General features: G+C 57.0%; 13 protein-coding genes and 3 pseudogenes. 5 read left to right on the forward strand and 11 right to left on the reverse strand.

Going from position 1 to position 18,961, the window contains the following annotated elements; translation table 11 throughout:
• Positions 1–56 precede the first annotated feature (56 nt).
• On the forward strand, positions 57–665 hold the full coding sequence (locus tag ACN6KF_RS33985) for a L,D-transpeptidase (protein WP_434961274.1): 609 nt from the start codon (positions 57–59) through the stop codon (positions 663–665).
• Between the two features lie 208 nt (positions 666–873).
• Here ACN6KF_RS33985 and ACN6KF_RS33990 read toward each other — a convergent pair whose 3' ends face one another.
• The 4 genes and pseudogenes from ACN6KF_RS33990 to ACN6KF_RS34005 all read right to left on the reverse strand — a co-directional run bounded on the left by ACN6KF_RS33990 (position 874) and on the right by ACN6KF_RS34005 (position 7,873).
• Positions 874–4,422 carry an autotransporter outer membrane beta-barrel domain-containing protein gene (locus ACN6KF_RS33990; RefSeq protein WP_434961275.1) on the reverse strand — a complete coding sequence of 1,183 codons (3,549 nt, stop codon included), beginning with the start codon at positions 4,420–4,422 and terminating at the stop codon, positions 874–876.
• A gap of 926 nt (positions 4,423–5,348) precedes the next feature.
• Positions 5,349–5,569 (reverse strand): annotated as a pseudogene (locus tag ACN6KF_RS33995) (IS5/IS1182 family transposase); the annotation flags it as partial.
• 185 nt (positions 5,570–5,754) lie between these two features.
• Positions 5,755–6,708, reverse strand: coding sequence for an outer membrane protein (locus ACN6KF_RS34000; RefSeq protein WP_434961276.1), 954 nt, complete (start codon positions 6,706–6,708; stop codon positions 5,755–5,757).
• Between the two features lie 448 nt (positions 6,709–7,156).
• Positions 7,157–7,873: a response regulator transcription factor gene (locus tag ACN6KF_RS34005; RefSeq protein WP_434961277.1), complete on the reverse strand. Its 717-nt coding sequence runs from the start codon at positions 7,871–7,873 to the stop codon at positions 7,157–7,159.
• Between the two features lie 249 nt (positions 7,874–8,122).
• On the opposite strand from ACN6KF_RS34005, the gene ACN6KF_RS34010 reads away from it, so the two are divergent.
• The gene (locus tag ACN6KF_RS34010; RefSeq protein ID WP_434961278.1) at positions 8,123–9,310 is read left to right on the forward strand and encodes a helix-turn-helix transcriptional regulator; all 1,188 of its coding nucleotides are present in this window, start codon (positions 8,123–8,125) and stop codon (positions 9,308–9,310) included.
• A 39-nt stretch (positions 9,311–9,349) separates the two neighbouring features.
• Here ACN6KF_RS34010 and ACN6KF_RS34015 read toward each other — a convergent pair whose 3' ends face one another.
• On the reverse strand, positions 9,350–9,604 hold the full coding sequence (locus tag ACN6KF_RS34015; RefSeq protein WP_434961279.1) for a type II secretion system protein GspG: 255 nt from the start codon (positions 9,602–9,604) through the stop codon (positions 9,350–9,352).
• Between the two features lie 259 nt (positions 9,605–9,863).
• Between ACN6KF_RS34015 and ACN6KF_RS34020 the strand changes: the two genes are divergently transcribed.
• Entirely contained in the window at positions 9,864–10,136 is a 273-nt protein-coding gene (locus ACN6KF_RS34020) for a hypothetical protein (protein WP_434961280.1), read from the forward strand.
• An 805-nt stretch (positions 10,137–10,941) separates the two neighbouring features.
• Here ACN6KF_RS34020 and ACN6KF_RS34025 read toward each other — a convergent pair.
• A pseudogene (locus tag ACN6KF_RS34025) lies at positions 10,942–11,241 on the reverse strand (Ros/MucR family transcriptional regulator); the annotation flags it as partial.
• Between ACN6KF_RS34025 and ACN6KF_RS34030 the strand changes: the two are divergent.
• Positions 11,240–11,734 (forward strand): annotated as a pseudogene (locus ACN6KF_RS34030) (IS3 family transposase); the annotation flags it as partial. The pseudogenes ACN6KF_RS34025 and ACN6KF_RS34030 sit on opposite strands and share 2 nt — an antisense overlap.
• Before the next feature lie 36 nt (positions 11,735–11,770).
• Here ACN6KF_RS34030 and ACN6KF_RS34035 read toward each other — a convergent pair.
• A complete protein-coding gene (locus tag ACN6KF_RS34035) occupies positions 11,771–12,313 on the reverse strand; it encodes a class I SAM-dependent methyltransferase (RefSeq protein ID WP_475422029.1) in 543 nt (180 codons plus the stop codon).
• A gap of 725 nt (positions 12,314–13,038) precedes the next feature.
• Between ACN6KF_RS34035 and ACN6KF_RS34040 the strand changes: the two genes are divergently transcribed.
• On the forward strand, positions 13,039–14,304 hold the full coding sequence (locus ACN6KF_RS34040) for an MFS transporter (RefSeq protein WP_434961282.1): 1,266 nt from the start codon (positions 13,039–13,041) through the stop codon (positions 14,302–14,304).
• Here the strand turns inward: ACN6KF_RS34040 and ACN6KF_RS34045 are convergent.
• The 4 genes from ACN6KF_RS34045 to ACN6KF_RS34060 form a co-directional block, all read right to left on the reverse strand.
• Complete coding sequence (locus tag ACN6KF_RS34045; protein WP_434961283.1) at positions 14,301–15,194, reverse strand: helix-turn-helix domain-containing protein; 894 nt, start codon at positions 15,192–15,194, stop codon at positions 14,301–14,303. The two genes, ACN6KF_RS34040 and ACN6KF_RS34045, sit on opposite strands and share 4 nt — an antisense overlap.
• Before the next feature lie 506 nt (positions 15,195–15,700).
• Complete coding sequence (locus tag ACN6KF_RS34050) at positions 15,701–16,699, reverse strand: helix-turn-helix transcriptional regulator (protein ID WP_434961284.1); 999 nt, start codon at positions 16,697–16,699, stop codon at positions 15,701–15,703.
• Positions 16,700–17,031: 332 nt separating this feature from the next.
• Positions 17,032–17,463, reverse strand: a complete 432-nt coding sequence (locus tag ACN6KF_RS34055; RefSeq protein ID WP_434961285.1) for a hypothetical protein — start codon at positions 17,461–17,463, stop codon at positions 17,032–17,034.
• 293 nt (positions 17,464–17,756) lie between these two features.
• A complete protein-coding gene (locus tag ACN6KF_RS34060; RefSeq protein WP_434961286.1) occupies positions 17,757–18,938 on the reverse strand; it encodes an MFS transporter in 1,182 nt (393 codons plus the stop codon).
• Between the last annotated feature and the right edge of the window lie 23 nt (positions 18,939–18,961).

An 18,961-nucleotide genomic window follows, 5' to 3' on the forward strand; every position in this document is an offset into this window, starting at 1 on the left:
TGATACCGTGCAAAGTAAATTAATCTCTTTCTAGATTTTTCCTGCAAGGTATTATTATGAAAATCACTCCAATAACCTGGCTCGTTCTGTTCAGCCTCCTGCCAGGCGGCCTAGGCGGTTGCGCGAACACCGGCCATCCCGCATCCGCGGACACGTCGCACTTTTCGGGTGAACGCTATCCGGTGCGCCTCATCAACCGCGCCCGCTTTCCGGCCGATTTCGTCGCCGCAGATGTGAACTATCCTTCCGGCGAAGCCCGCGGTACCATCATTGTCGATACCGGGGCCAGCAAGCTCTTTCTGATCGAAGGCGATGGCAAGGCGCGACGCTATGCCATTGCTGTTGGCAAGGCGGGCTATGCCTGGAAGGGCGCGGCCGATCTTCAGCGCAAAACTGAATGGCCATGCTGGTATCCCACCGACGAAATGCTCGCTCAGACACCCGGGATGCCCGACACCATTCCGCCAGGCCCCGACAATCCGCTCGGCGCTCGAGCCATGTATCTCTATGTCAATGGCAAGGATACGCTCTACCGCATCCACGGCACCAGCGAGCCCTGGACCATCGGCACCAAGGCCTCCTCCGGCTGCATTCGCATGTTCAATGAGGATGTCATCGATCTCTACGCCCGTACCCGTATCGGCGCCAAGGTGATCGTGGAATAGAGCAAAGGCAGGTCGGGTTGAAATGTTTCCAGGCCAACTCGTTGAGATGGCGCCACACATGTTGCCTCGCTCTGGTGAACACCTCTGCCAGGGAACGCGAGAAAACCTGCGCATGGATGTGCATATGGATCGATGCGGATGAGGCGCGCGTGAAGCAATTCACGCGCGCCTCTGAACTTATCCTTTCCGAGGCAGGTAGAAGGCCTGCCTACCAGTTATAACGTATGCCAAGCGTGCCCTTGACAGTATAGTTGTCGCCGGCGCCCGAGGAGAGTGCGGCGGCGTAGTCGGCCTCACCATAAGCGCTCCAGGCATCGTTCCACGCATAGGTGCCGCCCAGCCCGACCTCGCCCCACAATCTCTTGTTCTGCTGCTGCACCGAGACATTGGCTACGTCGATCTTGGTGCCCTTCACAAACTGATAGGAGAGGTTGCCGATGCCATAAACCTGCAGGCGGTCGGTCTTGTTGTTGGCGTTCTGCCAGCTCGACAGGTTCTCGATCCTGACGCCGATACGACCCTGCAGCGAATTGCCCTCGCCCAATTTTTGCCTAGCACCGTTGACATCGGTGAATTGGTCGAAATTGACGCGCGAATAGGCAAGCTGCGCCTGCGGTACCAGCGCCCAGCCAGAACCGAGATCCATGCGCTTGCCGACCTCGACGCTGCCGGCACCAGACCATCCCTGGTTATTTCCACCGCGCTTGTTGGACAGGCTCGAATCGTACCAGGTGAACTGGGCAATGGCATCGGCATAGAAGCCATTATTGCCGAGCCAGGTCAGATTGGCGCCGAGGCCGTAGCCCGTCGTCGTGATCTTGCCCTTGGCTCGCGCCGCGCGCGTTGCGGGATCACGGGTGATGTCGATATCGGCGCGCGAGGTGCCGATGGTGCCATAGGCACCGAGCGTCATCATTCCCGTGGCGGTCTCGTAAACGGAGCCCTCATAGCCGGCTTGCATGAAGCCAAGGCTTTGCGTGTAGGATGAGCCGATCTTCGGATCAAAAGACGAATATTGCCCGCCGATCCGCCCCCAGGCGCCCTGGCCATAGATCACCGGCCCGCCATTGGCATAAACGCTGGCCTGCTCGCCGCTGACCCTGCATTTGAAGTTCTGAGCCGGGTCCTTGCACCAGATTGTTTCCGGAGGAGCGCCGTTCGGCCAGACCCGGTTTCCGGTGCGCTGCTGCAGCGTACCCAGCGTCGCGAAGCTGTAATCGCTCAGGATCTGCGCATAGGGCAAAACAGTCTGCGTCGACTCGTTCAGGCCGGCATTGCGCAGGAACCAGTTCTCATCCGTGGGCGTACCCGTATCTGGATCAAGGCCTCCCCTGAACAGATTGTAATCGTAGGCGCCCGCGGCAACGGCTCTGGTGAGATGAAAGGCGTCGGTACTCGTCGTTCCGCCATTTATCACGTGCACGACCTCGATGCCGTCATGGATGGTCGCCGCGCCGGGGCCGCCATTGTTGACAATGGTCAGGGCCGTCGAGCCCGTCGCCGTGCCGCCATCGATCACGATCTGGTCTGACGGCGAGCCATCGCTGCCCAGATAGGTATTCAGGACAACCGTGCCGACTGCGCCCCCTGTACCTCCGACGAAATTCGAAGTCGTCAACGTCTTGTAGGCGCCGCCCGAAGGCGGCGTGAAGACGATCAACCCAGTATTGTTGGTGGTGCTGGTCGCGGTGCTGTTGACCGTGGAACTGGCCGTCATGTTCCAGGTGCTGTTGGCATCGACAGTCATGTTGTCGGCATTGATGGCAACACCAGTCAGTACGCTGGACTTCAGCGTTGCATTGGCCCTGGCGCCGACTTCTCCCACGACGTTGCCGGTCAGCGCCATGTTGGTAAAGATACCGCTGGTGGTACCGCCCAGGGCGTGCACCACGATACCGCTGCCCGTCGTAGGGGCGACGCCCGTCAGATCGGCGACGACGTTTCCGGCGGTACCGCTGATCAGATCGCCCGTGGCGCTCAGGGAGCCACCGGTCATCGTCACCCTGCCATCGCCGGTGCCCAGAATGCCCGACGAGTTGTTCCCCCCTGCCGTCACAGCCGTATTGGTCGTGGTTATCTGGCCATTTCCGGCGACGGAAAGGCCAGCGGATGCATCCGTGGTGACGGTGGAAGAAACAATCTTGACGATGCCTCCGTTATTCCCCGCTCCTCCCGCGTCGGCCAGGGCACCGAACGCCCCCGCGCCGTGGGTCGCGATCGTGGCATTCGTGGCGTCGATTTCGCCCAGCTCTCCCGCGTGCAGGCCTGAGGCGACCGCGCCGGAGGTGTCTACAACCGTACCCCCGGTAAGAGTGACCTTGCCATTGTGCGCTGCCCAGACGCCATCGGCAGCCCTGTCGGTCTGGTTGCCGCTTGTCGTAATCCTGCCGCCGGAGATGATGGCGATAGCCGATTGGTCGGCCGCGATACCGATGGCACCGTCACCGGTCGTGATGATCCTGTTGTTCGTGGCCGTCAGCGTGCTGCCGACCCCGATTACGTTCGCGCCATTGGAATTCTTGCCAACATCAGCCTGCGGATAGTGACCGCCTGACGTCTCAAAACCGTCTTCATAGCCGGTGGAGACCTCAGAGCCAGTTACGACGATGTTGCCGCCGCCAGTGACATTCAGGCCAGCGGCGGAAGGCCCCGTCGTGCGGACGACGGTATTGGTCAGGGTAACGTTGCTGGCCGTACCATTGCCGTCGGTCCCGTCCGCTACCGCGCCGGCCGAACCGGTCTCATAGGTAAAAATACCGTAGCCCTTGAAGTCGATCTTGCCCCCAGCCTGAGCTACGGTGCCGGCACTGTTCGCGCCGTAAGTGGTCACGCTGCTATCATCGTTGACGTGGATCGTACTGCCGGGCCCCTGGGCGACGAGAGCGGCGGAGTTGTCGATGAGTTTGCCTTGATAATTGCCAGTTACGACGGCGCTTATACCGTTGAGTGTCGCCGTTCCCTCGGCGGAAACGATCATTCCGGCGCTGTTGTTGCCATAAGTACTTATAAAGCTGTCGGTCAGTATCAGGCTGCTATCGGCATCGGAAACTTTGGCGCCCGCTGTATCGTCGGCGGAGACGAATGCGCTCATACCGTCTACGGTGAGCGAGCCCTTTGAATCGACGACGAAAGCAGAAGCACCGACACCGCTGGTGATAATACTGGTGCTTTCCTGGCCAGCGACGCCGGCCATCGTGACCGTCCCACCATTGGTCGCATAAACGCCATAGGCATTGGCACCCTCCGTGACCACCGCCTGGACCCCATCGCCCGCGTGCGGGGTCACCCCGGTATAGTTCAAATCCACCTTGCTGCCGGCCCCGGTTGCATAGATACCGTGGCTATCGTCGCCTGATGTAATGATTTGTGCACCATTTGCAGCGATCTGACCGCCGCTATCGGCATAGAGTCCATGGCTGCCTGCGCCGGTCGTAGTGACGTGGGCAAAATTGCCACTAGTTTGGTATATTCCATCGGATTCCGGCCTGCCGTTCAGGACAATGGTTCCACCGTCGGTCGCATGGGCGCCGGAGCCAGGACCACTCGCTTCCAGATTGACCTGGATGCCGGTGTACTGGCTCCCCGTGCCGGAGACATTGACGACGTCCGCGGTGTCGCTCGACCGATCGAAAGTACCGGTTACATTCGAATCGACGCAGTTGTTGCCGGAGGAGATGTTGAGCGGCCCCGACGCCGGGACGCATTGTGCCTGGGCCTGGGACGGCATTGCGGTTGCCGCCAATACCGTCGCGAACAACACGCTCTCTATGGACAGTGCTCGGGGACTACACCCTTGAAGCAAGTGGCGAAACACCGATGTGCGTCCCACCACCCGCGCCGATCCGCCCCCCTGCGTCCCGCATGTCATGTTTATACGTGCCCCTGGATTTCCTGAACGTTAGACAGAAAACAACACTCGAATAATCGCTTACGCGGCTATCATTGGTAGCATCATGCCTAACTATAATGTACAATTTGTGAAATGAATTTCCATATTGTTTGTGATTTTTTCTGAAATGATGCAATCATGCAACAATTTCTCTATGTAAAATCAAATTTAAGTGTCATTTAGTGATAGGATGTGTCACTCAACGATTGATTAATACCTAAATCACTGGAACTTAGACGATAATTCTTGTACTATCGGCAATTTTCGAATGAAAACTCACGAATAAAATATATAATCTCAATAACTTCAGAATTTACTTAAAAATATCGATATATAAAATACTATTTTTTTAATTTATGGTGCAATAACATGAAGATATACTAACAATATCAAACTAAAACAAACTATCACAGGAATGATTCGTCACTTAATCTACGCATTAGGAGAGACTAATCATATCGAGGACAATATTCTACCCACGCCGCCTCCAGTGAACCTGGCTGCACTCGATGAGCCGACATCGAGGAAAGGGAACCGGCCTCCTCGTTTGCGTGAACTGCGACAAGGTCCCGGCCATCAGGTGCCTGCTTCGGCACAGCGGAATAGGCAGGATACCCTTCGGGATCCCGGCAGCGTTGCCCGCTTGATCTCCCTCTGCACGAGTCGGAACTCGTAGCTCTGAATTCCAGCCCATCCATTGGATGGGAGAGCAGGCGACGACCGGCCTGTCCAGCGCCGCAGCGGCGCCGGTCTGAGCGGAATATTGGCCATCGCGCCCCTCTCGCAAAGGGACCACCTGATGCGACTCGCGTGGATTTCTTCGTGAGATCGCCCCGGGACCGACCGAGACAATGATCTCGATTCCCCTTTTTCCGTCGCGCCCTGCCGGTGGACGCAGACGGATATGCTGCCGATCATCTGGATACCATCGTCATAGGTAGCGGCAACGGCACCCATGATCCGATCTCAAACACCCGCCTTCCGCCTCGTACGAAGCGTTGTAGCAGGTGGAGCGCGAAGAAGACCCGTGGGATGTCACGACACCGAAGGATTGACCCCAACCCGAGAGAACATCACCGGCACAGAGAAGCGGTTGCACGCCTTGACGCAAATGCATCAAGGCCGAGCAGATGGCTGGAGTTTCCTGCGCGTCTGATCCGTTTAGGAACTCGCTGCCTAATTTCGACACAGAGCAAGAAATTAGAATTTATAGCTGATGCCGAGAGTCGCGGTGGCCTGATCCCATCCAGACTTCACAGATCCCAGCGGCGTATCATATGCTTTCTTACCGAAATCAGTGTAGCGGACTTCTCCACGACCGATCCAATTCTCGGTAAATGCGTATTCGATACCCACACCGGCAGTCCAACCGATATGAATCTCGCTTGAGCTTCCGCGAATGCGCCGCAAATACCAATTATTGTCAATGATAAGCAGTTTATAGCCGGTTGTCGAAAGTTCGGCAGAACCGGTGGCGATGCCACCTGTCGCATAAATAAGCAGATTATCGATTGCGTACCCCGCACGAAGGCGGGCCGAGGCCTGCCACTTGCTGTCGAGTGAGAGGCTTCCCGTCCCCACCGATCCGTTGAATATGTGGCGCCCCTTGATATCGGAATAATCAACGTCTCCCTCGATGCCGAGGACAAATTGGTTGATCTGATAGTTGTAACCGGCATGAGCGCCGCCCACGAAGCCGTCAACGTTAAATTTGTCGGCCATAATCGACCCAACGTTGGTCACATTGACGCCGCCGACTATTATGATGCCGCCGCCGATGGTCCCCCCATCGCCGATGGGGCCCCCACCGCCGAAATAACGGCTTTGATTGTCGTTCTCGCTGCCCCAGCCATAGCCGGCATGAGTACCAACGTAAGGACCGGACCAATCGTAGGCGACAACAGGGGGACTGGGAGACGGCTGGGAGGGCGAAAGATCCGCAGCGAAAACGGAAGTGGCTGTCGACGCCAACAAGACGGCAAAGATTGCACTGGTATGATACACGGAACGCATGGAAATCCCCCCAAGAATTTGACTTCTTACTCTTATAGATTTATTCGAAATTTTGCTGTGATATATAAGCAACATCAGAGTAAAATTTAATGGAATTCGAAATAAACTCGCCTTGATTTCAATATTTACTTTCACAGCCATTCACACAATGTCACTATATGACATAGCGTTTTGCCTTAGACGGCATAACGAAATTGGTCAAAATGGAGGCGGCCGCGAGGGCAATGATGACTTGGAAGTCTCGCCCTATTCCGGCTGCCAGCTCCGCGCTGTTGAAGAGAGCCCCCAAACAGGGCGGCTAATATCGCTCGCATGCCAGATAAGAGGTTTTTTGAGATGATACAGAATGGATTGCTGGGAAGGAGTGTTCGATTACACGCCACTTGGTGAAACCGGCGATCCCAGATGCGCTCGCAGCTAGCGAGTCTGGAAAAAAATTGGCGTCACACAGCATCATCGGAGGGAATGACTTCTGACAGACAGGCAAAGTTGGGAATGAAGCCGCAGGTGACTATCAGGGCTCTCCTATCATCAACTTTCCCGCAATCCGGAGGTGCTTTTTAATTGCAGAAAGTAAGCTCGTTTTTTCCTATTCGGCGAAAGTGAAACCCAGTCCGCGAATTGCATGCAAAGGTAGAAGCATGCCGGATTTTTTTGCCCTCCGGCGCAGGCGACTGACGATGGTATCAAGGTGGGCATAGTTGAAGTCATAGACGTCCGCTCCCATGGCTTCGACGAGCACGCTCCTCTCGACAGTGTTGCCGCGCTCCCTGAACAGGCATCCCAGGAGGCGCTGCTCGGAGACGGTCAGGCGCAGGCGGTGGCCCAGGCCGTCGGTGAGCGTCCACCCCCCTTCCACCAGGGCCCACTGCAGGACCTGAGGGGGGGCGGGCACCGTGCGATCCCTGTTGAGCCGATTGTGGACCGCCCCCACCGTGGCAGCCAGTTCCCGAACGTCGATGGGCTTGACGAGGTAGGCATCCGCGCCCTTCTCAAGGCCGGCAACGCGGTCGTCGATAGACCCCCGCGCCGTGGCCATGATGATGCCGATCCGTTGCGATGCTCGCAAATGCGCCGCTATGGACAGGCCGTCTTCATCGCCCAGGTTGAGGTCGAGGATCACGATCTCGGATGGCAGGGCAGCATAGGCCCGGTACAGGCCCGCAGCGCTGCCAAACCCATGTACGTTCAAGCCCAATCTGGATAGCCCCGACACCATTTCCTCGCGAAAATCCTCATCGTCATCAACAAGATAAACGAGTGGAGTGATCGCGCCATCACCTCGCCTAGTCTCCTTCGCGGACATCTATCCACCTTCTATCCGGCACTTTACGCCCTCTCGCAAAAATCAGCGCGGCGCGGGGTGGACTCAATTCCACGTTCCGTATTTATGCTCAGGGGCGGAGCGCCGATGCATCGGATGTTTATCCGATAGACCCTATTTTTGGTTGCGAATCCGCCGCACCGTTGTAATGATGCAACAGTTAGTCTAGCTAGCGGCAGCCAACAACGATTCTCATCTCTCATATTGCTCCACTATGCTATGCTGAACTCGATGGATTCCTTTGAAGATCGAGCCTCGAAAGTAGAGGATCTTCCCTCCATCGAAGAACTATCGGCGCTCATCGGCACGATTTATGATTGCGCTCTTGACCCTGGTCTGTGGGAGTCGATGCTGATTGGCATCAAAGAAATGCTGCGCGCCCACAATGCCTCGCTGACCATGATCGATCTTGTCGGTGGCAGGGCCTCGCTCATCAAGACCATTGGGATCGATCCCTATTGGCTGGAGCGTTTTCCGCTCTATGGGGAAGAGATGGCATCCTGGGAGCAGTTGCCGGCCCTCCGCGACATGCCCCTCGACGAACCGCAGGTATTCTCGCGGCACCTACCCCCGGAGATCCAGTCTCAATCACCAATGCTCAAGGAATGGGGCGAGCCGCAAGGCATCGTCGATTCGATTGGGTTGACATTGATCAATAGCCTGACCCGGCAAGCGCATATCGGCCTCAACCGCCACAGGGATACCGGCGTCTATACCGACCGCGAGGTAGTAATCGGGCGAATATTGGTCCCGCATATCAGGCGCGCTGTGACGATCAGCGATCTTCTGGATATGAAAACCTTGGAGCAGCAGGCTCTCGGAGCAACCCTCGACAGCGTGACAGCCGGTGTCGTCATCGTTACGGGCAAGGGGCGAATTATGCACGCCAATGAAATGGCGCGCCGCATGCTCGATGCGAGATCGCCGATCCTGGCTTCCGACGGATGTCTGGCCACCCTCGACTCTCGTGTATCTGACGAACTGCGCAAGGCCATTGCGATGGCCCAGGAAGACGAAACGCAACTCCCGGAGGCAGGGTTGGGGGTGCCTCTCAGCAAGGCCGATGGGGTCGCAGCCATCGCTCATATTCTGCCGCTTGCACGCGGCCAGCGCAGAACGCGGCTCGTGCCCCAGGCAACGGCCGCCGTCTTCATCGCACTCGACGCTACCCCGTTGCCGACCGATCTAGGGGCTGTCGCCCGCACGTTCGGTTTGACCCCCGCTGAGATACGTCAGCTTGAGCAATTGATGATGGGAGCGACACTCCGTAAGGCGGCGGCGGCGCTGCAAGTCAGCGAGGCGACAGCCCGGACACATCGCGAACACATCTTTGCCAAGATGGGTGTATCGCGGCAGAGTGATCTCGTTGCGCTTGTCAGGCGCCTCGTCCCACCGGTCCGCCGACCTAACGGCCGATAGCATCAAGGGCAAAAGTGGCGAGCCCGCTTAAGGGCCGCTCTACATCGTCTTGATCACCGGCTTCTGCACCAAGGCCTGCAGGCCCTCGGTCGCAGCAGGATAGTGGCCCGTGTCGAGATAATAGAGGTCGACCGCATTGGAAAACGCCTTGACCTGGAGATGGGCAGCCTTCTCCTTGGAGCTGGAGAGGTCGTTCAGCACGCGCAGTGCCGCCCGACCCATGATCAGGCCGATGATGACGAGAACGACAAGAGCTTCGATCAGGGTGAAGGCGGATTCTCTATTTCTAGTCACAATGAAATTTCACACTCTACCAACAGTACTTTCTTACGCCTCTGATAAACAGAGACTATTCATGAAGCGCGAGAAAATCGAAGGCAAAGTAACCTGAACGCAACCACTTCGCAGGCGACAATTCAAGCCTCTTCGAATTCACGCAACCTTTGGTGGCAGCACTGATCCTGAGCTTCTACCCCCGCCGGCGCGAACCAGTTCGGCATTTCCCAGCCATTCAGAACACCCCAGGCGGCGCCACGCCCGGTGAGAATGTCCCATGCACATCAACAAGGTCCATCATGTCACGACCATCAAGCGCGTCGCCGAGGACCTGGTGGAAGACGAAGACTGGGTGTACGACGTCGACAATGGAATGGAAATCGAGGACGGCGTTATCTGGGTCTGCGGCGTCGGCGAAGATGGCGTCATGGCCTTCACCGACTTTGGAATCGAGAACCTGATCGAGCTCATCAAAATGCACAAAGCCGACCCGACACTTCTCACGCGATGGAACCGGACTGAGCAGCATGCGGCCTGCGCCGGATGCTGACGTCGAAGGAAACGGTGTGGCGCTTACGGCTGTTTCGCCACTTCGCCACGTGAACAGGAATAGAACGAATTCGGTCGTAACATGTGCCGGCCATGTGACACGGAAGATATGCGGACGGTTGGGAATCCGTGGCGGAATGCAGGTAACGTATTGGGAACGCTTGGATTTTGGCTGGAACGGTCTGCGAGGCATGTCGACACACAAAAAAGCCCGCCAAAGACGATCTAATCATTTGATATCGTTATAGATTTTTTGTTTCTAGGGTAGGATTTAATCATTACCTGCGATCATTAAAGGCACGGCGCGACCTGCTAGAAAGTCTGCTTACCGATGATCCAAGCGGATTATTTCGCACTGCTGTGTAGCTTCCTCGTTTGCTAGGAATAAACGTGCCGATATCCCACCCTTCCCGGTTGCTTCACTTATGCGACGGGGTTGACGTATGAAACGCCGACGCGCTGCCCATAGTCAGGAGGCAGCGTATCTCATCATCGAAGCGAATGGACGCTCCAGCGATGTGGGCGTCGGCCCGACAGCCTTCGGACATTGCGCGGCACCGCGAGGTTTGGCCTGACAAACTCGAGACGCGTCAGAGGCTCCTTGTAAGTTGAATACCCCTAAGAAGACCCGGCTGTCCGATGAACGAAGGAAGGCACGAAGTTCGTGGCGTAGGGCCATGGCGCACAATGATTTGCAAATGGCGGTTTTGCCTTACGTCTCAGACCTGCCGGATAGAGGCCAAATAGACCCGACCTCAATCCGTGTCCGCATTCGCCGATCGGCCGTGTGGTATTCACCGAGGCGTCTATGCCGCCTTTTTCTTCCTGCCCTTGCTTGGGGCGGGAGGCGGCGGCGGTGGCTCGGCCTTGGCCTTCTGACGCACCTGACCAAGGCCGAGTTCCTTCGCCAGGCGAGAGCGTTGAGCCGAATAGCTCGGCGCCACCATGGGGTAATCCCCGAGCAGGTTCCATTTCTCCCGGTATTGCTCGGGCGACAAGGCATAGGCCGTTCGCAAATGTCGGGTCAGCGACTTGAATTGACGGCCGTCTTCGAGGCAGATCAGATAATCCGCGGTGATGGATTTCTTGATCGGGACGGCGCACTTCACCTACGTCTTGACCTGGTCGGGCTTCGTCTACGTCGCCTTCGTGATCGATGCCTATGCTCGGCGGATCGTCGGTTGGAGGGTGTCGCGGACAGCCCATGCGAGCTTCGTGCTCGACGCGTTGGAGCAGGCTGTGCACGAGCGCCGCCCTGTGCCCCGGGGTGGCCTCGTGCATCATTCCGACAGAGGTTCTCAATACGTCAGCATTCGATACACCGAGCGCCTCGCCGAGGCCGGTATCGAGCCCTCCGTCGGTAGTGTGGGCGACAGCTACGACAACGCTCTCGCCGAGACGATCAACGGCCTCTACAAAGCAGAGCTCATCCATCGGCGCGGACCATGGCGAAGCTTCGAGGCTGTGGAGTTCGCGACGCTGACCTGGGTCGACTGGTTCAACAACCGCCGCCTGCTGGAGCCTATCGGCAACGTCCCGCCGGCCGAAGCCGAAGAACGCTACTACGCGATGCTGGATGACCCAGCCATCGCAGCCTGACTCAAACCAAACGGCCTCCGGCGAACCTGGGACGGTTCATTCCCGCCATTCGGCGAATTCCACGGCGACGATCTCGCACAAGGGTGCGACGCCGCGCCATTGATCGCGGTAGATGCCGGTGTCGATGCCGATGCCACAGTCCATGAACAGGCCCGTTCGTTGCTCGAAGTCGACACCTGGCCCTGAGGCCAGACGCTCGAAGCAGGGGCGGCCCGAATAACGAAACGACGTCGAGCCTTGCGGCAGGATGAATACGCCATTGGCTGCAATCTCCGAGGCGATATCGATCACGGCGAATTCGAACGACTTGAAGCCGTGAGGCCTGCCTGATGTCGCCACCTTGCCGAAAGGCGGATTGGCAATCGCCCAGTCGAACATGGCTCCTTCAAGCTCGTTCTTCCACCATTGCCGCCAATTGAGCACATCGGCGCAGATCCAGCGCGCTTCCGGCAAGAGCTTGCGGCCGATCTCGACGAAACGGGGATTGATCTCGACGCAGGTCAGTTCCACCCCGCCCTGCCATTTGGAGCGCTGTTGAACCCAGTAGGCGAGGCCGCCGATGCCGGCGCACAAGTCAATCGCTCGGCTGCGCCCTAGTCGAGGGCAAAATCAGCCGCGAGGTCCGTGGGCGTGAAGAACGCGCCTGCGGCTGCGATATTGTTCTCCGCGCCTGGGTGCCAGCTCTCCAGGACAAAAATCTCTCTCGTCCTCGCTCAGCACATCCTTCCTCAACAAGGCTTCCGCCTCTGCGTGCGCCTTCATCTCGGTTTTGCTCAACTTGCCCATCTTGCTGCTCTTCCGTTGGATCGGCGAAGCAGGTCTCCGCCTGCTTTCCGAGCTCGTGCGGAACAGCGTGTGGGTGGGGGCAAGCTTGAACTGGGGAGGGGTATCTCCCGCCCGCAGGGCGCCGCCCCTATCGGCGGCGAGATTGTCTGAGCGCAGCGAAGAGAATTTCGGGGAGACCGCAGTTCATGCTTGCTGGGGAGGGAGAGCAGCGTTCTCCCTTCCCGCGCACTTACGTGAGATCAAGAAACTCCTCGCGTCTCTGCCGCTGCGGTGGATTAAATTACGCATAACCTCGCGCGCCCCGGTAAATCCTCGCGGTTGCGATCGCGACTATCTTGCGTTTAGTCGGGTTTTGCCTCGATAGTGAATTTTCATTGAGAAAATTAAAACCAGTTTATAAAATGGAAAACAACACACATTACCGGGACAGAAAACATAGGTTATATAAAAATATTAGACAAGATCTTGAAATATTATCAAATATAATCTCTAAACTAGACTTGGTAATTGGAGTTTTAATGTCGAAATATAGACGAAACCGGATCGTTTTTTACGGGTGCGCGCTCGGGTTGTCATTAGATTTAGCGGAATATGCCATCGGTAGCGTCTTGGCAGCATTTTTCATTCTTTCCAGCGATCCGGGCGATAAGGCTGCACTTACTTGGCTTCTTTCCAGTGTCTATGCCGGGGGTATTCTTGGAGCCAGTATTTCGGGCCTGCTGGCCGATATTTATGGTCGGCGCCGAATATTCATAATAATCATGCTCCTGATATTCGTGACCTCTGTTGGCGGATGCCTCGCGCCTGATGCCACGTCGCTCACCGCCATACGCTTCGTCTCAGGCATGTTTCTCGGCGCTTACCCTCCCTTAATGTCGACGTATCTTGCCGAAACCACCACCGCCACGAAGCGCGGTCGATTGTACATGAATGTCGTGGCACTAGGAGCCTGTGGGCCGGTGTTGATCACGTTTCTTGTCCATTATCTATCCCAGTCGAACCCCTTCGGTATGGCCGCATGGCGCTGGGCCTTTTTGGTGTGCGGGTTCGTAGCGCTTCTTTGCTCGTTTATCTTCATGAGAATGCCCGAATCACCAAAATGGCTACGCCTTAGGGGACTGATCCAGGAAGCGGAAGACGTCGAACAGTGCTTGAATATCGATGAAAGGCACTGGGCTGGCCCGACCACGGCCGACCTGAAAATCCTGCCGGACAAATTTCTACTAGTTGTAGTCTATCTCCTGTCCATATCGTTCATCATAACATGCTCTACGATCGGTTTCCCTCTTCTAATTGGATCAATGTTTATTGCAAAGGGCGTCTCTCTTCAGTCGACATTGCTATTTACCGGTTTAGCGAGTTTGGGATACGTTGCTGGAGCTTTCGTGGCCGGCACGGTCATTGACAAATTCGAACGGAAGTCCACACTTCTTGCAATGGGAGTTCTCACTGCCGGTGTGATGCTCGTCTTCAATGCGGCATCTTCGCCTATCGTATTGATAATATGCTCTATAATATTCAAGATGTTGGTAGCGATCATCCTACCTTTGCTGACCGTTTATATATCGGAACTCGTCCCCACTCTGGTTCGAGGGAGAGTTACCTCGCTGGCGTCGGCCGCACGTGGGGCCGGCGCCGCCCTTGTTCCATTTTTGCTGCTACCGGTTCTGGAAAGGTTCGGTGTCGTTGGCATGTCCATTGTCATCACTAGCAGTCTCGTGCTGTTCTTGGCGATCGTGACGATTTTCGGGCCACGGGGTAACGCCAATCGCGCGATCATCTAGATTGCTTGCCTGGAAAGTGAAGCGGTGCCTGGCTTGGCAGGGTTACCGCGCTCTCTGCGATATTCGGCGGGCGTCGTGCCCCACAGATCCTTCATGCGCATCGTCATATGGGAGTGGTTGGCAAAGCCCACACTTCCTGCGATCTGGCTCAAGGGAGTGTCCGTGTTGATGATCAACTCACGAGCACGGGATAGCCGGGAGGCCACTACGTATCCGTGCGGCGCCTGCCCTACTGTCTGCTTGAAGGCGCGGGCGAAATGACTCGGTGACAAATTCGCGATTGAGGCAAGCCTTTCCAAAGACAGAGTCTCGCCCAGATGGGCCTGGATGAAATCGTTCACTTTACGCCAGGCGGCCGGCGGCAGCCCCCCGTTCAAGGATGGGGAGGAGCGCGGCTTCAAGGAAGAATGGTTGCGCAGGAGGTGGATGGCGAACAGTGTGATAAGAGCATCAAGGCATTCTTCGAAGTTCGGAGCCAGGTTCTCAAGTTCGTATCGCATCGATTGCGCGAGGGCATGGGCGTGACGATCGATTACTCCCAATTGTGGGGGATGGAATTCGAAGCACTCCTTGTCGAACTCCGCCCCGGCCAATCGGGCTAGACGACCGGGATCAATGGCGACAAGTAGACTTTGCTTTTCGACCTTCCAGCGAGCGAATATCTCAGCCGAAGCGGGAATGATCTCAAGCGAGCCGGCGGGCGCTACACCCACGGTTCGTCGATCGCTGTTGAGGGCGACTTCCCTGTCCGGCTGGGGCGTGAGAAGCACTAGGGCCATATGGACGGACGCCGTGTATTTGATCGTGTCTGGCTCGGCGTGGGACCGGGTCACCGCCCCGTCATCCGCCTGGTACTTTGGACCCCATTTATCCGGTACGCCTCTGAGCATGCCCCTTCAACACCTTTCCTAGGGGCTGTAGAGCGACATGACTATCGCAAGAGGCAGCGCAATGTGGTACCGGCAAAACTCGATCAGGCGCTATCTTTGGCGCTCTTTGGGATCTTGCGTTCGGGGCAAGCCATCGCAGAAAAATGCTTCCCTCGCTGCCCGATCGATACAAGAAAAATAGCGCCCGATACTGCATGACCGGCTGCTGTGCAGCCGCGCCCCTCAATCGAAGTTAGACCATACCCATCGGCACAGACCTCATAATAATACCCCCATTCGAGAGCTAGCCCTAGGGAGCACGGCGGTTCAAGATGGACTTAACTTATTGATATAACAAGGCTTCACGAAAACGCGCCTTTTCTTCACACGGCCTCTCCGAGGGCTTTCTCGGACGACGTTGTGGTGCTGTCCCGATTGAGCTCAGATTGCCTTTGCAACGGCGCAAACGCTATAGGCAGGCAGATTGGGCGATTACCTTCGCCAGCACAAGCGCTTGCCGGATCCGGCTATTCTAGCGGGTTGGTTGCCGCTGACCGGATCTCGGAAGGAGCTCGCCCAAAGTGCTGGCGGAAGGCGCGCCCGAATGCGGCCGCGCTGTCATAGCCAACTTCCGCTGCGACACGCCTGACATCCAACCCTTCGGAAAGGCGCCGTTCAGCCCGTTCAAGGCGAAGCCTCCGTGAATACTCTGCCGGCGTCATTCCGAAAGCCGAGTGGAAGCCGCTGGTGAGCTTGTTCCGATTGATGCCGATGCGCCGGCTTAACGCGTCGATCGATGGAGGATTGCTCAGTTCGCGACGATAGATGAGAGCGGCGATGTCGATCAGGCGCTGATCCCTTGCCACCGGGGCTAGGCGCGTGGTGCCACCGGGAAGGTCGAAATTGTTAAATTGCACGACGGACAATGCCAGCAACTCGGTCGCCTTGGCTCTCAGGTAAATGTTGCGAACTGGCGCATCGAACTGACAATCGATCATGGCGTCGATGATCATCCACATCTCGGGCGTGAGCGGTGTTGCGATCGAAAGAGCAGATGTTTCAGTGTTGAAGAAAGCGTCACGATATTCGTCTCGCCATAAATCAGGCCGCAGTCCGAATGTCCCGACCAAATGGTCACGCGCGATATGAATGGCGACGGCTCTGGTGGCCCGCGTGGACGATGCCGGGCGGAGCTGGCGAATTTCAGTCGTCGACGCTGCTGCCGCCGTCAATGAGAGCGACCCGGAACGCACCTGCTGCGTCTGCCCGTTGTAGTGATGATAGTAATTGCCACTGAATTGTAGATATTGGAGCGTTATGTAGTCGCCACGTATGATGAGGCTGCTAAAAGGTCGCAATACTCGCAATTCCTGGATGCACAGCACACAGGCATCGTCCACCCGAACATAGGAATCGCCGGTCAACGTCGTCCGAAGCGGGTCCCAGATACCCTGTTCGCAAATAATGGGCGACGATCCCAAAGCGACCGCAAGGGCCCGAACATCCAGTTCCAGCTTGCTCAACATGCTCTCATTCCCCCGGCGCAGCAAACGCTGGTACAATATTGCTTCTATGGCAAATCGCGACTCCATTGATCCGCCTCACCTGCCGCTGTTCCCAAGCCGGGCGAGATTGTCCAGTCGATTTGATAGATATAGGACTCCCACACGATTCAAATACGCAAGAGTATATGACAAAATTACACGAAATATATCTCAAGTTTATTACAAAATATACACATATTAAAATAATATCGTTTTATCGAAAACCTCTCATAAATTCCCTCTTTGCCTGACGTAACACTGGAAATCTAGCATGAAGATTGCTTTGACTATTTAGTCTCGAAAGAGATTGCGACTTAACTAAGATTTGGAGTGATCATACAATGATCAAGAAAACCCTCGCCGCCCTTGCAGTCACGAGCATGCTCGCCATGAGCGCAGCGGTCGTGAGTGCTCCGGCCTTTGCTCAACAGCAAACTGCCCCGGTTGCCGGCGACCATCATCAGACGGCTGTCCAGCATCATCATCAGGCAGTTCATCATCACCAGCAGGCCAGCCACCACCATCAGCAGGCGAGCCACCATCACCAGCAGGCCATCCATCATCATCAGCAGGCAGCCCACCACCTGCAGCAGGCGGCGCATCACCACCAGAACAACCGTCCGAAGGAAGCGGCGCATCACCACGCTCAGGCCGCCCATCACCAGGCCCAGGCTGCCCATCATCATCAGCAGGCTGCTCATCACCACCAGCAGGTACAGCATCACCTGCAGCAGGCCGAGCATCATACCAAGGCCTCCGAGGAAGCCCGCAAGCTCGCTGAAGAGAGCACCAAGGCAAAGTGAGGTCGTTGATCACCTGCAATCGCCAGTGCGGTTACAGCTGAAGTCCGGAGGCCCCGTCAGCGTGAAGCTGCGGGGCCTTTCGTATTGTCGATTGGGCGTTGCCTCGATGAGGCGAGGGGCTCGCGGCAAAAATGCAGCTACAGAGCATTGGATCCGATCATGATAACGCAATCCGACGCTGTAAGTTTTTGTTGTCGTATCGTCTTTTTAAAAAGCCGGCGCACTGGCATGGTTCGCTAAGTAGCGCGTTTCGAAATGACGGTGACGTTGCCCATCCGTGGGCCGCGATGCCTCGGTCCATCGAAGCAGGCCGCCGCCGCGAACAGAGCACAGGCAAGCGCAGCAAAGATCGGCAGACCATGCTGGGCGAGAGCCATCGCTCCCCCTCCCAGAAGAGGTCCACCCAGCGCCCCAATGCCCCAGAAAACGGATAGCAGCGTATAGACGCTGACCAGTTCGTCATCTTTGTAGCGCTCGCCGAGAATGGCAATCGTGGTCGTATAGATACCGACGAACGCGCCTCCCCAGACAAACAGCAGGCAATAGGCAAGCCAGGCCTGGGTGAAGGCGATCGGCCAGGCCAAAGCCCCTGCCGCCGCAATCGTAGCGAGGCCCACGACGAGGCGCTGACGGCTTATCCGATCACCCAGCCATCCAATCGGCACCTGGCAGATGATCGCGCCCAGCAAGAGAACGGTGAGCAGCATGGTCGCCGATTGCTCCGGCCATCCCATGCTGAGGGCATAAAGCGGCAGAAAGCTCAAACCAGCCGACTCCAGGGCGGCATTGAGAGCAGCCGAGGCGACGGCGATAGGAACGATGGTGATATAGCTGAAAGGGTTCCTCGCTTCCGAATGTTCGGGTGGGGCTTCACGAGGCCGGCCCAGAATGAGGACGAGACAGGCCATTAGGGCCAGGCATGCGCCAATCAGAAAAGCCAGCGATTGCGAGCGACCGGCAAAAGTCAGGATGGCCGGGCCGAGGGCGATACCGCTGGATAGGGCCGTTACATAGATGGCGATCGTCCGCCCGCGTGTCGCCTCGCGAACCATGCGGTTGAGCCAGGCCTCGGAAACGACGAACAACGCCTCTGAAGCCGCACCCAAGCCTGCTCGAAGTGGGAACCATAGCCATATCAAAGGTATGGCCGCAAAAGCGGTAAAGAGGCCAGCTGCCGCCAGCAAGGCCGCTTTCGCGAGCCTGGTGTAACCCAGCTTGCGCATGAGGCGAGGCAAGGCCGGGGCCGCCGCTAGGACACCCAGCGCATACATGGCACCGTTGGCGCCGATCATCGTCTCCGAATAACCGGCTTCCGCCATTTCGAGGGCGATCAACGGCGCGCACAAACCATAGGTCAAGCCAAAGGTTGCGGCCACCAGGATCACGATTGCAGTGGTTCTGACCGGCTCGTTCAGCATTTCGACCCCAAAGCCCGGACCTT

It is taken from the genome of Labrys methylaminiphilus subsp. lupini (assembly GCF_051161885.1).
In the GTDB taxonomy this organism is placed as follows: Bacteria; Pseudomonadota; Alphaproteobacteria; order Rhizobiales; family Labraceae; genus Labrys.

Excerpts from the sequence above, each read along its gene's own strand:
- ACN6KF_RS34005 (WP_434961277.1), bottom strand. The coding sequence starts at position 7,873 with ATGTCCGCGAAGGAGACTAGGCGAGGTGATGGCGCGATCACTCCACTC.
- ACN6KF_RS34045 (WP_434961283.1), bottom strand. The coding sequence starts at position 15,194 with ATGCTCAGAGGCGTACCGGATAAATGGGGTCCAAAGTACCAGGCGGAT.
- ACN6KF_RS34000 (WP_434961276.1), bottom strand. The coding sequence starts at position 6,708 with ATGGCTGTGAAAGTAAATATTGAAATCAAGGCGAGTTTATTTCGAATT.
- ACN6KF_RS34040 (WP_434961282.1), top strand. The coding sequence starts at position 13,039 with ATGTCGAAATATAGACGAAACCGGATCGTTTTTTACGGGTGCGCGCTC.
- ACN6KF_RS33985 (WP_434961274.1), top strand. The coding sequence starts at position 57 with ATGAAAATCACTCCAATAACCTGGCTCGTTCTGTTCAGCCTCCTGCCA.
- ACN6KF_RS34060 (WP_434961286.1), bottom strand. The coding sequence starts at position 18,938 with ATGCTGAACGAGCCGGTCAGAACCACTGCAATCGTGATCCTGGTGGCC.
- ACN6KF_RS34050 (WP_434961284.1), bottom strand. The coding sequence starts at position 16,699 with ATGTTGAGCAAGCTGGAACTGGATGTTCGGGCCCTTGCGGTCGCTTTG.
- ACN6KF_RS34055 (WP_434961285.1), bottom strand. The coding sequence starts at position 17,463 with ATGATGCTCGGCCTGCTGCAGGTGATGCTGTACCTGCTGGTGGTGATG.
- ACN6KF_RS34020 (WP_434961280.1), top strand. The coding sequence starts at position 9,864 with ATGCACATCAACAAGGTCCATCATGTCACGACCATCAAGCGCGTCGCC.
- ACN6KF_RS34010 (WP_434961278.1), top strand. The coding sequence starts at position 8,123 with ATGGATTCCTTTGAAGATCGAGCCTCGAAAGTAGAGGATCTTCCCTCC.